At 62.9% G+C, this 15774-nt stretch carries 15 protein-coding genes; 14 read left to right on the forward strand and 1 reads right to left on the reverse strand.

Annotated features, from left to right (window positions below):
• Window positions 1-39: 39 nt before the first annotated feature.
• Window positions 40-5844, forward strand: a complete 5805-nt coding sequence (locus AB4O08_RS14430; protein ID WP_460114190.1) for an Hpt domain-containing protein — start codon at window positions 40-42, stop codon at window positions 5842-5844.
• Window positions 5837-6292 (forward strand): chemotaxis protein CheW, encoded by a 456-nt coding sequence (locus tag AB4O08_RS14435; protein WP_069672930.1) that lies wholly within the window; start codon window positions 5837-5839, stop codon window positions 6290-6292. Before AB4O08_RS14430 ends, AB4O08_RS14435 begins: the two co-directional genes overlap by 8 nt.
• Before the next feature lie 118 nt (window positions 6293-6410).
• Here the strand turns inward: AB4O08_RS14435 and AB4O08_RS14440 are convergent, their stop codons facing one another.
• On the reverse strand, window positions 6411-6701 hold the full coding sequence (locus AB4O08_RS14440) for a HigA family addiction module antitoxin (protein WP_045791536.1): 291 nt from the start codon (window positions 6699-6701) through the stop codon (window positions 6411-6413).
• A gap of 415 nt (window positions 6702-7116) precedes the next feature.
• Here AB4O08_RS14440 and AB4O08_RS14445 point away from each other — a divergent pair, with 415 nt between their 5' ends.
• From AB4O08_RS14445 to madM, 12 genes are all read left to right on the forward strand, one after another.
• Window positions 7117-7356 (forward strand): DUF6124 family protein, encoded by a 240-nt coding sequence (locus tag AB4O08_RS14445; RefSeq protein ID WP_045791537.1) that lies wholly within the window; start codon window positions 7117-7119, stop codon window positions 7354-7356.
• Between the two features lie 61 nt (window positions 7357-7417).
• Window positions 7418-8047, forward strand: coding sequence for a nucleotidyltransferase domain-containing protein (locus AB4O08_RS14450; RefSeq protein ID WP_305436667.1), 630 nt, complete (start codon window positions 7418-7420; stop codon window positions 8045-8047).
• Window positions 8010-8444 carry a hypothetical protein gene (locus tag AB4O08_RS14455; RefSeq protein WP_010207206.1) on the forward strand — a complete coding sequence of 145 codons (435 nt, stop codon included), beginning with the start codon at window positions 8010-8012 and terminating at the stop codon, window positions 8442-8444. The genes AB4O08_RS14450 and AB4O08_RS14455 overlap by 38 nt, the downstream gene beginning before the upstream one ends.
• Before the next feature lie 164 nt (window positions 8445-8608).
• The gene (gene mdcA, locus AB4O08_RS14460; RefSeq protein WP_021492675.1) at window positions 8609-10279 is read left to right on the forward strand and encodes a malonate decarboxylase subunit alpha; all 1671 of its coding nucleotides are present in this window, start codon (window positions 8609-8611) and stop codon (window positions 10277-10279) included.
• Window positions 10280-11113: a triphosphoribosyl-dephospho-CoA synthase gene (locus tag AB4O08_RS14465; protein WP_010207204.1), complete on the forward strand. Its 834-nt coding sequence runs from the start codon at window positions 10280-10282 to the stop codon at window positions 11111-11113. It begins immediately after the preceding gene.
• On the forward strand, window positions 11113-11412 hold the full coding sequence (locus tag AB4O08_RS14470; protein ID WP_010207202.1) for a malonate decarboxylase subunit delta: 300 nt from the start codon (window positions 11113-11115) through the stop codon (window positions 11410-11412). Before AB4O08_RS14465 ends, AB4O08_RS14470 begins: the two co-directional genes overlap by 1 nt.
• Window positions 11405-12247: a biotin-independent malonate decarboxylase subunit beta gene (locus tag AB4O08_RS14475; protein WP_010207201.1), complete on the forward strand. Its 843-nt coding sequence runs from the start codon at window positions 11405-11407 to the stop codon at window positions 12245-12247. Before AB4O08_RS14470 ends, AB4O08_RS14475 begins: the two co-directional genes overlap by 8 nt.
• Window positions 12244-13014, forward strand: a complete 771-nt coding sequence (gene mdcE / locus AB4O08_RS14480) for a biotin-independent malonate decarboxylase subunit gamma (protein WP_236266809.1) — start codon at window positions 12244-12246, stop codon at window positions 13012-13014. Before AB4O08_RS14475 ends, mdcE begins: the two co-directional genes overlap by 4 nt.
• Window positions 13008-13595: a malonate decarboxylase holo-ACP synthase gene (locus tag AB4O08_RS14485; RefSeq protein WP_042571427.1), complete on the forward strand. Its 588-nt coding sequence runs from the start codon at window positions 13008-13010 to the stop codon at window positions 13593-13595. The genes mdcE and AB4O08_RS14485 overlap by 7 nt, the downstream gene beginning before the upstream one ends.
• On the forward strand, window positions 13592-14491 hold the full coding sequence (gene mdcH / locus AB4O08_RS14490; protein WP_047542533.1) for a malonate decarboxylase subunit epsilon: 900 nt from the start codon (window positions 13592-13594) through the stop codon (window positions 14489-14491). The genes AB4O08_RS14485 and mdcH overlap by 4 nt, the downstream gene beginning before the upstream one ends.
• A gap of 67 nt (window positions 14492-14558) precedes the next feature.
• Window positions 14559-14963, forward strand: a complete 405-nt coding sequence (madL, locus tag AB4O08_RS14495; protein WP_010207195.1) for a malonate transporter subunit MadL — start codon at window positions 14559-14561, stop codon at window positions 14961-14963.
• Between the two features lies 1 nt (window position 14964).
• The gene (madM, locus tag AB4O08_RS14500; RefSeq protein WP_010207194.1) at window positions 14965-15729 is read left to right on the forward strand and encodes a malonate transporter subunit MadM; all 765 of its coding nucleotides are present in this window, start codon (window positions 14965-14967) and stop codon (window positions 15727-15729) included.
• Window positions 15730-15774: the final 45 nt, after the last annotated feature.

The following is a 15774-nucleotide window of genomic DNA, read 5'->3' on the forward strand; positions in this document are numbered from 1 at the left end:
GGCAACATCAGCAACCCACGAATTCTAAGCGGAGCAGTTATGGTTGATCGGCACGACTACGTGGCCCTCGAATGGGTCAAGGGCGACATTGCCGAAACCCTGAAACAGGCCCGTTCGGCGCTGGACGCGTATGTCGAAACCAGCGACGGCGACGCCATCAGCGAGTGCCTGGCCGCTGTCCACCAAGTGCATGGCGCGTTGCAAATGGTCGAGTTCTACGGCGCAGCCTTGCTCGCCGAGGAAATCGAAGCGCTGGCCCTGGCCCTGCAAGCCGCAGGCGTGAGCCAGCGCGATGAAAGCATCCGCCTGCTGCAACAGGCCCTCAACCAGTTGCCGCTGTACCTGGACCGTGTGCACAGCGCCCGCCGCGACCTGCCGCTGGTGGTGTTGCCGCTGCTCAATGACCTGCGCAGCGCGCGCGGCGAAAGCCTGCTGTCGGAGACCAGCCTGTTCAGCCCGCAACTGCTGGCGATAGCGCCGCTGCCCGACGAGGCCCTGGCCCAACGCGCGGTGCCCGACCTGAAAGAGCAACTGCGCCAGTGGCATCAACTGCTGCAACAGGCCCTTGCCGGGCTGCTGCGCGAAGATCATGGGCCCAGCAACCTGGAAGACATGGCGCGGGTGTTCGCGCGCCTTGAAACGCTGTGCCAAGGCGCGCCGCTGTTGCCGCTGTGGCAAGTCACCTCGGCCCTGGTCGAAGGCATGCTCACTGGCGTGATCGCCAACAGCCCGGCGCTGCGCAGCCTGCTCAAGGCCAGCGACAAACAACTCAAGCGCCTGCTGGCCCAGGGCATCGGCGGGATCAACCAGCCGGCACCGGATGAGCTGCTCAAGAGCCTGCTGTTCTATGTCGCCAAGGTCACCCGGCCGACGCCGCGCATGCAAAGCCTGAAAGAGCGCTACGGCCTGGATGAAGCCTTGCCCGACAGTGCGTTAGTCGACGCCGAACGCGCCCGCCTGGCCGGGCCGGACCGCAACGCCATGGGCTCGGTGCTGGGGGCCTTGTGTGAAGAGCTGGTGCGGGTCAAGGAACGCCTCGATTTGTTCGTACGCAGTGACCGCCAGCACACCAGCGACCTCGATGCGTTGCTCGCGCCGCTGCGGCAGATCGCCGATACCCTGGCGGTGCTGGGCTTCGGCCAGCCGCGTAAAGTCATCATCGACCAACTCGCCGTGGTGTTGAGCCTGGTTCAAGGCCAACGCGAACCCAACGACGCAGTGCTGATGGACGTCGCCGGCGCGTTGCTCTACGTCGAAGCCACACTGGCAGGCATGGTCGGTACCGTCGAGCCGGAAAGCCGCGAAGAAAACCGCCTGCCCACCACCGACCTGACCCAGATCCATCAGTTGGTGATCCGTGAATCCTGCCAGTGCCTCAAGCAAGCCAAGGAGCTGGTGATCGACTGCATTGAAGCCGACTGGGACCGCCAACGCCTGGAGTCCCTGCCGGAGCTGCTGAGCCAGGTGCGCGGCGCTTTGGCGATGATTCCGTTGCCCCGCGCGGCAAGCCTGATGCGCGGCTGCACGGATTATGTTGATGAACAGTTGATGGGTAACGACGCACCACCCTCCGAGGGGCAACTGGCGCATTTCGCCGATGTGATCAGCAGCCTGGAATACTACCTCGAACGGATGCTCCAAGACCCCGATGCCGCAGGGGAACGGGTGCTGGAGCTGGCCACGCACGGCCTGGCGGCGCTGGGTTACCTGCCTGCTGAGAAACCCTGGCGCCAAGCCCTGGTTGCACCGGACGGAGCACGTGCGGTGGAGGTTACGCCGAGCCAGTCGCAGTTCGACGCGCTGGCCAGTCCCACGTCGCGCCTTAACCCGCCCGCCCTCCAGCGCCCCGGCAGCCTGCTGCCGCCGCCGGCCGATGAAGAACCCATCGACGATGAACTGCGCGAGGTCTTCCTTGAAGAGACCGACGAAGTGCTTGAGGTGCTGCACCGCAATCTACCCAACAGCGCGGACAAAATCGCCCAGGGCGAAATGCGCCGTGCCTTCCACACGCTCAAGGGCAGCGGCCGCATGGTCCGCGCCCTGGTCTTGGCCGAGCTGGCCTGGGCGGTGGAGAACCTGCTGAACCGTGTGCTCGAGCGTAGCGTGACCCTTGGCCCCGACGTGCAGCAGGTACTGGATGAAGCGGTGGCCTTGCTGCCGGAGTTGATCGCTGACTTTGCCATCGACGACCAGCGCCAAAGGGATGAGGTCGACGCCCTGGCCGCCCGCGCCCACGCCTTGGCCAGCGGCATGCCGGTGCCGGCCGCCGAGCCTCATGACCCGATGCTGCTGGAGATCTTCCGCAACGAAGCCCAGAGCCATCTGGACAGCCTCAATCACTTCCTGCACCAGGCCGCCGAGCACGTGCCATTGCAAGTCAGCGATGAACTGCAACGCGCCCTGCATACCCTCAAGGGCAGCGCCTACATGGCGGGCGTGTTGCCGATCGCCGAGCTGGCCCGCCCGCTCGACCACCTGACCCGCGAATACAAGGCCCACCGCCTGCCGCTGGACCTGGACGAGGTGGAGTTGCTGTTGGAAGCCGAAGGTCTGTTTCAACGGGGTTTACGCGATCTGGACAGCGATCCCCTGGCGCCGATCAAAGGTGCAGAGGACTTGATCAACCGTACCCAAAGCCTACTGGATCATCAGCTTGAAGCGCTGCTCGACGTGCGCATCAAGCGCGACCCTCAGCTGATCGCCAACTTCCTCGCGCAGGGCATGGACATCCTGCTCGATGCCGAAAACCTGCTGCGTCGCTGGCAGCAACACCCCGGCGAGCGCCAGGAACTCACCGCGCTGCTGGACGAACTGACCACCTTGGGGGAGGGCGCACACGTCGCTGACCTGCACGCCATCGATGCACTGTGTGAAGCCTTGCTCGACCTGTATGGCGCTGTTGAGGAAAGCAGCCTGGCCGTCAGTGAGCGGTTTTTCCATGAGGCCGAACAGGCCCATGAAGCGCTGATCAGCATGCTCGACCAACTGGCCGCCGGCCAGGAAATCAGCCCGGCGCCAGCCCGCGTCGAAGCCCTGCGCGAGCTGCTGGATGAAGCCCTCGACCCGTCCGCCACCGGCCTGATCAAAAGCGACGGCAGCCGGGTGTTGAGTGTTTCCGAACTGGGCGCCGCCACACAGCAGTTGGATCACGAAACGGAGAGGGACGACGAGATCGTCGAGATCTTCCTCGAAGAAGCCGTGGACATCCTCGACAGCGCCGGGCAGTCGCTCAAGCGCTGGTTGCTGGAGCCCGACAACGCCGCACCGCTGTCGTCGCTGCAACGCGACCTGCACACCCTCAAGGGCGGTGCGCGCATGGCTGAAATCGAGGCCATTGGCGATCTGGCCCATGAGTTGGAATGCCTGTACGAAGGGCTGGTGGACCGCCGCTACAGCTACACTGCCGAACTGTCCCACGTGCTGATGGCGAGCCATGAACGCCTCGCCTTGCAGCTTGAAGAACTGCACCATCACCAGCCGCTGAGCGACAGTGTCGAGCTGATCGCCAGGGTGCGGGCGTTGCGCCAGGGCAGCGCGCCAGCGGCACCGGCCGCCGCACCGCCAGCGTCCGGCGCCGACCCTGAGCTGCTGGATATCTTCCTCGAAGAAGCCGCCGACATCCTCGACAGTTCCAGTGCTGCGCTGTCGCGCTGGCAGGCAGAGCCGGGCAATCGCCAAGAAGTGGAAACCCTGCTGCGCGACCTGCATACCCTCAAGGGCGGCGCACGTATGGTCGAGATCGCGCCCATCGGCGACCTGGCCCATGAGCTGGAGTTTCTCTACGAAGGCCTGTCCGCTGGTTTGCTCGCGCCGTCCCCGGAGCTGTTCGCGTTGCTGCAAGGCTGCCACGACCGTTTGGCGCAGATGATCGACGCGGTGGCGGATGGTTTGCCGGTCGGTTCGGTGGACAAGCTCATCGAGCGCATCAAAACCCTGGTACATCCGAGCGACGAACCGGTGACGCCGGTGGCGCTGCCTGCAGGCAAGGCGGAGGCCGTCGTCGACCCGATGGCCGATATGGTGAAGATCTCTGCCGAGCTGCTCGACGACCTGGTCAACCTGGCCGGTGAAACCTCGATCTTCCGTGGCCGCATCGAACAACAAGTCAACGACGCACGCATCGCCCTCACCGAAGTGGAAACCACCATCGAGCGCATGCGCGACCAACTGCGACGCCTCGACACTGAAACCCAGGGCCGCATCCTCAGCCGCCAGCAAGCCGAAGCCGAGCGCCTGGGCTATGAAGACTTTGATCCGCTGGAAATGGACCGTCATTCGCAGTTGCAGCAACTGTCTCGCGCGCTGTCCGAGTCCGCCTCCGACCTGCTCGACCTCAAGGACACCCTTGAGCGCCGCAACGAGGACGCCCACGACCTGTTGCAGCAACAGGCGCGCATCAACACCGAGTTGCAGGAAGGCCTGATGCGCACGCGCATGGTGCCGTTCGAACGCATGTTGCCGCGCCTCAAGCGCATCGTGCGTCAGGTGGCGGAGGAGTTGGGCAAAGACGTGGAGTTTATCGTCGGCAACGCCGAGGGCGAGATGGACCGCAACGTGCTGGAGCGCATGGCCGCGCCGCTGGAACACATGCTGCGCAACGCCGTGGACCATGGCTTGGAATCCCGCGACGCAAGGCTGTTGGCTGGTAAACCGGAAAAAGGTCGCATCACCCTGGACCTGACCCACGAAGGCGGCGACATCGTCTTCGACATGCGTGACGACGGCGCCGGTGTTCCGCTGGAGGCCGTACGGCGCAAGGCGATCAAGCGTGGGTTGCTCGACCCGAATCAAGACATCAGCGACCGCGACGTGTTGCAGTTCATCCTGCAACCGGGGTTTTCCACGGCGGAAAAGATCACGCAGATTTCCGGTCGCGGCGTGGGCATGGACGTGGTGCATGAGGAAGTGCGTCAGTTGGGCGGCTCGATGGTCATCGATTCGACGCCGGGCGAAGGCGTGCACTTTCGCATTCGCTTGCCGTTCACCGTGTCGGTCAACCGCGCATTGATGGTGCAGTGTGCAGACGACCAATACGCGATTCCGCTCAACACCATCGAAGGCCTGGTGCGCGTGCTGCCCCATGAGCTGGCCGGGCACTATCAGCAAGACCCGCCGCGATATGAATACGCCGGGCAGCGCTACGAGCTGTTTTACTTGGGCGACCTGCTGCACACCGTCAGCCGCCCGAAACTGCTGGGCCACTATCAACCGGTCCCGGTGCTATTGGTGCAGTGCAACGAGCGGCGCGTGGCCATCCATGTGGACGCCATGGCCGGTACGCGGGAGATTGTGGTCAAAGGCCTGGGCCCGCAGTTTGCCGGTGTGCAGGGTTTGTCGGGTGCGACGATCCTGGGTGATGGCCGCGTGGTGCTGATTATCGACTTGCTGGCGCATATCCGTGCGCGGCAACCCGCGTTGCCGGCGCAAACGGCTGACCTGCCATTGATCCTCAACGACCCGCTGAAAAAGCGCCCGTTGCTGGTGCTGGTAGTGGATGATTCCGTCACCGTGCGCAAAGTCACCAGCCGTCTGCTGGAGCGCAACGGCATGAACGTCCTCACCGCCAAAGACGGCATCGACGCGCTCGCTGTGCTCGAAGAACACACCCCGGACCTGATGCTGCTCGACATCGAAATGCCACGCATGGACGGTTTTGAAGTCGCCACCCAAGTGCGCAACGACCCCCGGTTGATGCGCCTGCCGATCATCATGATCACCTCGCGCACCGGCCAGAAACACCGCGACCGCGCCATGGCCATCGGCGTCAACGACTACCTCGGCAAGCCGTACCAAGAGTCGGTGCTGCTCGAAAGCATCGCCTACTGGAGCAAGTCCCATGCTTGACCACCGCACCAGCCAACTCACCGGCCTGCTGCTGCCCCTGGCCGACCGCCACCTGGTGTTGCCTAACGTCGCCATTGCCGAATTGATCGACTTCCAGCGCGGCGAACCGGCCAGCGATGCCCCCCCGTGGTATTTGCGGCAAGTGACCTGGCGCGATCGGCAAATACCACTGATCAGCTTTGAAGCGGTGTGCGGCGAAGCGAGCGTAACCGGCGAACGCTCGCGGATCGTGGTGTTGAATGCGTTGGGTGGGCGGCCGACGTTGAAGTTTATTGCGCTGGTGATCCAGGGCATTCCACGCTCGTACAAGCTCGACAGTGAGTTGAGTTACGTGGACGTGCCGCTGTGCTCGCTGGAGTTGGCGGCGGTGCAGGTGGGGGAGCATGTGGCGAGGGTGCCGGATCTCATGGGGCTTGAGGCCCTGCTGGTCGAATCCGGTTTGGCATAGATCCCTGTAGGAGCCGGCTTGCCGGCGATGACGGTCTGCCAGCCCACTCATTAACAACTGACCCACCGCTATCGCTGGCAAGCCAGCTCCTACAGGGGATTGTGCGTGCCTTTAGGCCTCAATCAATCCGCGCAAACCGCTCAATCACTGGCTGCTCCCGATGCTCGGCCTGCCACAAGTCATAGGCGCTTTGCATCGACAGCCATAACTGCCCAGTGCTCACACCTGCCCGCTCAAGCCGCACCGCCAAGTCAGGACTGACAGGCGCACGCCCATGCAAAATTCTCGAAAACGTCTCACGGGCGAATCCCAGGCGCCGGGCCATTTCGGTGATGGTGATGTCCAGGGTAGGGATTACATCTTCAAGCAGGATTTCACCTGGGTGAGCCGGGTGGCTGGGCTCATCCACGTCACCTGTTCGTGGGGAGGTTTATGAATACCGCAGCTACCCGCTGGAAGGGTTGGGCGCTGTGACCATAGATATGAAGTTGTAGGCCGAATGGGCTCTCGGATTTTTCCTGCAAGATTTTGGGCTGTGCATGAACTTGTCGCGTGCCGTCAGCGCGCCTAGTCTTCGTTCTGTCATCGCTAAAAACGGTGACACGGACGTGCAAGTCCGACGAAACTGTTTAGGCGTACAAACGCCCAGCCATCCAACGGGCGTTTTTTGTGCTCGCTGCTTTATGGCGGCTGCGCGCAGGAGGTCTTCGGACCTGCTGGGTGTCCTAAACAGGCCCGGTCTTGCACACCTGCGCACGGTCGCCACCCTCATTCGCGTGCAAGCGAACGGTGGCGCTCCTTAGTCACTGTTTAGGAGCTTCATCATGGTCAAACCTACCCCCAATCCGCCGCTCTTCACCGTAAACCCGCACGAAAACACCGAAACCCTGCTGGTCAACGCCAGCGAAACCCTGTCTTCCCTCAACGCACTCACCTGCAACCTGGCCTTCGACCTGGACACCTCCCAGCGCGCAATCATGCTCGGCATCCAGCAAATGGCCGCGTTGGGGCAGCTATTAGTGGACCGTGCCCTGGAACAGATTTCCCCTTCTTCAGTCGCTTAAAACTTGATCGTTCCCAAAAAGGGACCTATCGTTCCCTTTTTGGGACTCTTTGGCCGCTGCCATGCACACCTTGCCGCTCAGCACTGCACTCTTCACCGTCACCCAACAAAAAGTACTGGGCTTGCTGTTCGGCAAACCCGACCAAAGCTTCTTCACCAATGAAATTGCGCGATGGGCCCAGGTGGGCAAGGGCAGCCTCACCCGCGAGCTTGAACGTCTGCAGTTGGCGGGCATCTTGAGCATGACGCGCCAAGGCAACCAGACCCATTATCAAGCCAACCCCCAATGCCCGATTTATTCGGAATTGTTGGCCATCGTGCGCAAGACCCTGAGTCTGGATGAACCATTGCGCACTGTACTGGCGCCGTTCGCCAAGCAGATAACCTGGGCGTTTATCTACGGCTCCATCGCCAAAGGCGAGGCGCACTCATCCAGTGACATAGATCTCATGTTGATCGGCGAAAGCCTCAACTACAGTGAAGTCATGGAGCAGCTCATGCCGCTGGAAGAGCAACTGGGCCGCACCCTCAACCCGACGCTTTACACCCCCGAAGACTGGATCGGCAAATGGAATGCCGGGAACAGTTTTGTGCAGCGGGTCGTGCAGCAGGACAAGATCAATCTTATGGGGAGCAACCCCCTGGATTCCACGGATGGACAACAAGGTAAATCTGGAGAACCTGCAACGTAGCGGCGGCTTGAAGGCTGAGCCGCCGGATCGCAAGGAGTGTGATGGGCTGGTGCGTTCAGCCAGGGATCGGTTGAGGGATGCTGGCAATCCACAGTTATCATTCGCCAGTCGTTTCGACCTGGCTTACAACGCCGCCCATGCCATCGCTCTTACGGCTTTGCGCCTGCAAGGGTATCGCTCGGACAAACGCTATCTGGTCTTTCAATGCCTGGTTCATACCGCAGACGCCGGCAAGGTGCAGGTGAGGTTGTTGGCGTTGTGTCATGAACGTCGGAACCTGGCGGAATATGAAGGGTACATGGATGAAGATGAGGCGCTGCTGGGCCAGTTAATGGAAAGTGCTAAGACATTAATGAGCAATATGGAAGCATTGCTTGCTGGTCATAGGTGGGAATGAATCACCGGTCAACTGTAGGAGTTGGCGAGCTAGCCCCTACAGGAGGCTGCATGTTTGTTGGTGCTCTGTTACTCCAACCGTAACGATCCGCCGCCGAGCTTGATTGATGGCCCCCTCAATCACTCCTAAGGTAAGCCCCACGACAGCAAACCCGTGGAGCGACCATGACAACAACAATCACCCCCGACTCGCGCTGGACGCGGCGGCGCGACGAGAAGCAGCGGCGGCTCGCGCTGGTCAAGCAGTATGCGGACGGGGCGGTGTTGCCCAGTGACAAGATCGTCGAGGCGCTTGAGGCGCTGATCCTCCCCGGCGACCGTGTTGTACTGGAAGGCAACAACCAGAAACAGGCCGATTTCCTCTCGCGCTCCCTCGCAAAAGCCGACCCCGCCAAGCTTCACGACTTGCACATGATCATGCCCAGTGTCGGCCGTTCCGAGCACTTGGACCTGTTTGAAAAGGGGATCGCCCGCAAACTCGACTTCTCCTTCGCCGGCACCCAGTCCCTGCGCATCAGTCAGTTGCTGGAGGACGGCCTGCTGGAAATCGGCGCGATTCATACCTATATCGAACTCTATGCACGGCTGGTGGTGGACCTGATCCCCAACGTCGTGCTTTCCGCCGGTTTCATGGCTGACCGCGCCGGCAATATCTACACCGGCGCCAGCACCGAAGACACCCCGGCGCTGATCGAACCCGCCGCGTTCAGCGATGGCATCGTCATCGTGCAGGTCAATCAACTGGTGGATGACGTCACCGATCTGCCCCGTGTGGATATTCCGGCGAGCTGGGTGGATTTTGTGGTGGTGGCTGACAAGCCGTTCTACATCGAGCCGCTGTTCACTCGCGACCCGCGCCATATCAAGCCGGTGCACGTGTTGATGGCGATGATGGCGATCCGTGGCATCTACGAAAAACACAATGTGCAGTCGCTCAACCATGGCATTGGCTTCAATACCGCCGCCATCGAGTTAATCCTGCCCACCTACGGCGAATCCCTGGGCCTCAAGGGCAAGATCTGCCGCAACTGGACCCTCAACCCGCACCCCACGCTGATCCCCGCGATTGAAAGCGGTTGGGTGGAAAGTGTGCACTGCTTCGGCACCGAACTGGGCATGGAGAACTACATTGCCGCCCGGCCGGATGTGTTCTTCACGGGCCGTGATGGCTCGATGCGCTCCAACCGGATGTTCTGCCAACTCGCCGGCCAATATGCGGTGGACCTGTTTATCGGCGCCACCCTGCAGGTCGATGGCGACGGCCATTCCTCCACCGTGACCCGTGGCCGCCTCGCCGGGTTTGGCGGCGCACCCAACATGGGCCACGACCCGCGCGGCCGTCGCCATGGCACGCCCGCCTGGCTGGACATGCGCCACGACGATGCCCCGGAAGCCCTGCTGGAACGCGGCAAGAAACTCGTGGTGCAAATGGTCGAGACCTTCCAGGAAGGCGGCAAACCCACTTTCGTCGACACCCTCGACGCCGTGGAAGTTGCCCGCAAAAGCGGCATGCCCTTGGCGCCGATCATGATCTACGGCGATGACGTTACCCACCTGCTTACCGAAGAGGGCATCGCCTACCTGTATAAGGCGCGTTCCCTCGAAGAGCGCCAGGCGATGATCGCCGCTGTCGCAGGTGTCACGGCCATCGGCATGCGCCACAACCCCAAGGACACCGCGCGCATGCGCCGCGAAGGCCTGATCGCCTTGCCCGAAGACTTGGGTATCCGCCGTACCGACGCCACCCGCGAGCTGTTGGCCGCCAAAAGTGTGGCCGACCTGGTGGACTGGTCCGGTGGTTTGTACAACCCGCCCGCCAAATTCAGGAGCTGGTAAATGCGCGCACTCAAACTGCATGAACTGACCCTTGCTGAACGCCTGGCGGACATGGCCGTCGATGCGCTGATCGATGAAGCTGACTTGTCGCCCAAACCCGCTCTGGTGGACCGTCGTGGAAACGGCGCCCACCACGATCTGCATCTGGGCCTGATGCACGCCTCGGCGCTGTCGCTGTGGCCGATGTTCAAGGAGATGGCTGAAGCGGCGATTGAATGGGGTGAAGTTGGCGTGCCCTTGCGCGAAGCTCTCGGTCGTATCGGCCGTGAAGGTGAGCAAGCAATGCTCGTCACCACCAACGGCGTGAATACCCATCGCGGCGCGATCTGGGCCCTGGGCTTGCTGACCGCAGCGGCGGCGCTGGAACCCCGCGCCGTCACCCTGAACGCAGCCAGATTAGCCCTGCTCAACGACCGCTACGCCCCACAACCCATGAGCCACGGTGCCCAGGTCGCGCAACGCTACGGCGCTCGCGGTGCCCGTGAAGAAGCCCAGCTCGGCTTCCCCTCGGTTGTGCAACGCGGCTTGCCGCAACTGTATAAAAGCCGCCAGCAAAATGCAGGCGAACAGAACGCACGCCTGGATGCCCTGCTGGCGATCATGACCGAGCTGGCCGACACCTGCGTGCTCTACCGCGCCGGTCCCGAAGGGATCAGCACCATGCAACGCGGTGCGCGCGCCGTGCTGGACGCGGGGGGCAGCGCCACTCTGGCCGGTCGTCGTCAATTACATGAACTCGATCAACACCTGCTGGCCCTGAATGCCTCCCCCGGCGGCGCCGCCGACCTGCTGGCCGCCTGCCTGTTTATCGACCGCCTCGACGGAGCGTTGTGATGGAAACCTTATCCTTTGAATTCCCCGCCGGGCAGCCGCCAACAGGCCGAGCGCTGGTAGGTTGCGTTGGCTCGGGCGACCTGGAGGTGCTGCTGGAACCGGGTACCCCGGGCAGGCTGACCATCCAGGTGCAGACCTCGGTGAATGGCGCCGAACAACGCTGGCAGCATCTGTTCGAACGCATCTTCCAGGAACAGACGCCACCGGCCTTGAAGATTGATATCCACGATTTCGGTGCCACCCCCGGCGTGGTGCGTTTGCGCCTGGAGCAGGGTTTCGAGGAGATCGGCCATGACTGACTTACTCGCCAAACACAGCTTCGTTGAGTTGGGCGCTCGGCAGCGGGCCAAGGCTCTGCTGGACGCCGGCTCCTACCGCGAATTGATCGACCCGTTCCAGCGCGTCATGTCACCGTGGCTCGGCCGCCAAGGCGTGGTGCCCCAGGCCGATGACGGCGTGGTGATCGCCAAGGGCAGCGTCGATGGCAAGCCTGTCGTCATTGCTGCCATCGAAGGCAACTTCCAGGGCGGTAGCCTCGGTGAAGTGGGTGGCGCGAAAATCGCCGGCGCCTTGGAGCTGGCAGCCGAAGACAATCGCAAGGGCATTCCCACTCGCGCCGTGTTGCTGCTGGAAACCGGTGGTGTGCGCCTGCAGGAAGCCAACCTCGGCCTGGCAGCCATTGCGGATATCCACGCGGCGATTGTCGACCTGCGCCAGTACCAGCCAGTGATCGGCGTGGTGGCCGGCAGTGTCGGCTGCTTCGGCGGCATGTCCATCGCGGCCGGGTTGTGCAGTTACCTTGTCGTCACCCGCGAAGCCCGCCTGGGCTTGAATGGCCCGCAAGTGATCGAACAGGAAGCGGGGCTTGACGAGTACGACTCCCGCGACCGGCCTTTCATCTGGAGCCTCACCGGCGGCGAGCAACGTTTCAACAGCGGCTTGGCCGACCGATATGTGGCTGATGATGTGGTCGAGCTTCAACAGACCGTCAGCGCATTGCTGCAACAAGGCCTGCCCACCCAGCAACGCAGCCGCCAGGCCGAGTATTACCTGGCACGCCTGGCCGAACTGGACGCCACGGCGCAGATCGACCCGGTGACGGTGCGCGAGTTGTATCAAGGAGAACGCTCATGAGAGGTTTGCAGTGGTTCAACGCATTGAGCGTCGGAGCGACAGCCGTTGAAGGTTTGCCAAATTCGCTGAAAGTCGCCGATGGTGTACTGGGCGAACAGCCCGTGCGCTATATCGCCGTGGTTACCGACGCGCAAAACCACTTTCCCCGCGCACGCAAGGGTGAGGTCGGTCTGCTGGAAGGCTGGGGTCTGGCGAAGGCCGTCGATGAAGCCATCGCCCGTGGCGACAAGCGCCCCATCATCGCCATCGTCGATGTACCGAGCCAAGCCTACGGGCGTCGCGAAGAAGCCCTCGGCATCCACCAGGCCCTGGCGGCCGCCGCCGACAGCTACGCCCGTGCTCGCCTCGCCGGGCACCCGGTGATCGCGCTGCTGGTGGGCAAGGCCATGTCCGGCGCGTTTCTCGCCCATGGGTATCAAGCCAACCGCCTGATCGCCCTGCGTGATCCCGGTGTGATGGTGCACGCGATGGGCAAGGCCTCGGCCGCGCGCGTGACGCTGCGCAGCGTCGAAGAGTTGGAAGCCCTGGCCGCCAGCGTGCCGCCCATGGCCTATGACATCGACAGTTATGCCAGCCTGGGTTTGCTGTGGGGAACCTTGTCGGTCAGCCACATTGAGCAGCCCACGCCGGAGGATGTGGCGCAGGTCAGCGATTGCCTGGTGAGTGCGATCAAGGATATTGCCAGCACCGACTTGAGCGGGCGCCTCGGCGCGACCAACCGCGCCGCCTCCAGCCACGTGCGCCAACTGCTGCGGGAGCAATGGTGAACGCTCACGACCTGCTCTGGGGCATGACCCCGGCGCACCTGCCCGCTGACGCTGCGGCGTGGGCGGTGGAGGCGGTTGGCACGGTGGTGGTGCGTCGCGCAATTGTCGCGCCGGGCCTGGTCGCGGTGGGCGTGCGCGGGCGTCTGCGTGAGCAGCGTTTTGCCGCTGAACTGCCGATTGCTGCTGTGCAGCGGCGAGTCGTGCCGGAAGCGCTGCGTGACGTTGTCTCGACACGCGACTTACCGGCTTTGCAGGCACTCGAACAGCTGCGACCGGTGCTGGCACCCTTGAATTGGGGCATCACCGGCAGCGCAGGTTTTGAGCTGGCAACGGGCATTGAAGCAATGCATGCCCAGAGCGATCTGGACTTGATTCTGCGCACGCCCGCGCCGCTGGATCGCAACGATGCGCGCGACCTGCTGGCAACGTTGGACAAGGCCGCGTGTACCGTGGACCTGCAACTGCAAACACCGTTCGGTGCTGTCGCCTTGCGCGAATGGGCGAGTCCATCGCGGCGGGTGCTATTGAAAACCGCCGGCGGTGCGCACCTCGTCATCGATCCCTGGCAGGCCGTGGCATGAGCAGCCTTCTGGTCTTTCCCGGCCAGGGCGCCCAGCGCCCCGGCATGCTCCAGGCGTTGCCGGCCGATGTATTGGAACAGGCCAGCGATGCCTTGGGTGAAGACGTTCGCGCATTGGATTCGGCGCAAGCCCTGGCGAACACCCGCGCGGTGCAGCTTTGCCTACTGATTGTCGGCGTAGCCCACGCCCGCCAGCTGCAACGCACGCCGGATTACGTCGCGGGACTGTCCATCGGGGCTTACCCTGCGGCGGTGATCGCGGGTGCGCTGGACTTTGCCGATGCGATCAGGCTCGTCAGCCTGCGCGGCGAGCTGATGCAGAACGCTTATCCACAGGGCTACGGCATGACGGCGATCATCGGCCCCGAGTTATCCACTGTCGAACACCTGCTGGCCGATATCCACAGCCCCGACAGCCCGGTGTACCTGGCCAATATCAACGCCGACAACCAGACCGTTATCGCCGGCAGCAACGCAGCGATGAAGCGTGTCGCCGACCGCATCAAAGGCAACGGCGTCGCCAAGCGCCTGGCCGTCAGCGTGCCGTCCCATTGCGCGTTGCTGGAGCAACCGGCCCAGGTCCTGGCGCAAGCCTTTGTGCCGCTCAAGGCGCCGCGTATCACCTACCTGAGCAGCACCCGCGCGCGGCCTATCCACAACCCCGAGCAATTGCGCGACGACCTGGCCTTCAACATGTGCCGCATCGTCGACTGGCGCGGCACCGTACAAAGCGCCTACGAGCGCGGCGTGCGCCTGCAAATCGAATTGCCACCGGGCGCCGTGCTCACTGGCCTGTCACGCCGGGTGTTTGAACAGGGCACGGTGATCGCCTGCGAAGGTGCGCGCCTGGATACCTTGCAGGCCTTGCTGGAAGAGGAGGGGCTACGCCACCGATAAAGCACTACCCAAGGCTTTCGAAGCACAAAAACAACAATTTCGATCGAGCACTTTGAGGACAACAACAATGATTATCTACGGTGTGGCATTGCTGGCGATCTGCACGCTTGCGGGCGTGATCATGGGCGACATGCTTGGCGTGTTGCTCGGCGTCAAATCCAATGTGGGCGGGGTAGGCATCGCGATGATCCTGCTGATCTGCGCCCGCCTGTGGATGCACAAACACGGCGGCATGACCAAGGACTGCGAAATGGGCGTTGGCTTCTGGGGCGCGATGTACATCCCGGTGGTGGTGGCGATGGCCGCACAACAAAACGTAGTGACCGCTTTGCATGGTGGCCCCGTTGCGGTGTTGGCAGCGATTGGTTCAGTGGTGCTGTGTGGTTGCACCATCGCGCTGATCAGCCGTACCCACAAGGGCGAACCCTTGCCCGATGAAGAGCCACTGATCGCGCCAGTGGGAGGTCGTTGATATGTGGGATCTCATCGAAAAAGGGTTGGAACATAACGGCCTGATCACCGCATTTGCCTTTGTCGGCGTGGTGATGTGGATTTCCGTGGTGCTGTCCAAGCGCCTGACGTTCGGGCGCATCCACGGCTCGGCGATTGCTATCGTCATCGGCCTGGTCCTGGCGTGGGTCGGCGGCACGATCACGGGCGGCCAGAAAGGCCTGGCTGACCTGGCGCTGTTCTCCGGCATCGGGTTGATGGGTGGCGCGATGTTGCGCGACTTCGCCATCGTCGCAACGGCGTTTGAAGTGCAAGCCACCGAGGCGCGCAAGGCCGGGATGATCGGCGTGATTGCGCTGCTATTGGGCACGATCCTGCCGTTTATCGTCGGTGCGAGCATGGCCTGGGCGTTTGGTTATCGCGATGCAATCAGCATGACCACCATCGGTGCTGGCGCCGTGACTTATATCGTCGGCCCAGTGACGGGGGCGGCGATTGGCGCGACCTCGGATGTGATGGCGCTGTCGATTGCCACCGGGTTGATCAAGGCAATTCTGGTCATGGTGGGAACGCCGGTCGCGGCACGCTGGATGGGGTTGGATAACCCGCGTTCGGCGATGGTGTTTGGTGGGTTGGCCGGCACGGTGAGTGGGGTGACGGCGGGCCTGGCGGCGACGGATCGGCGGTTGGTGCCGTATGGCGCGCTGACGGCGACATTCCACACCGGGCTGGGTTGCCTGCTTGGGCCTTCGTTGCTGTATTTCATCGTACGCGGGCTGGTCGGCTAACTTCGGAATGTGTGTTGTCGGGCCGGGCGTCTTCGCGAGCAAGCC

This window comes from Pseudomonas sp. H3_E07 (genome assembly GCF_054668895.1).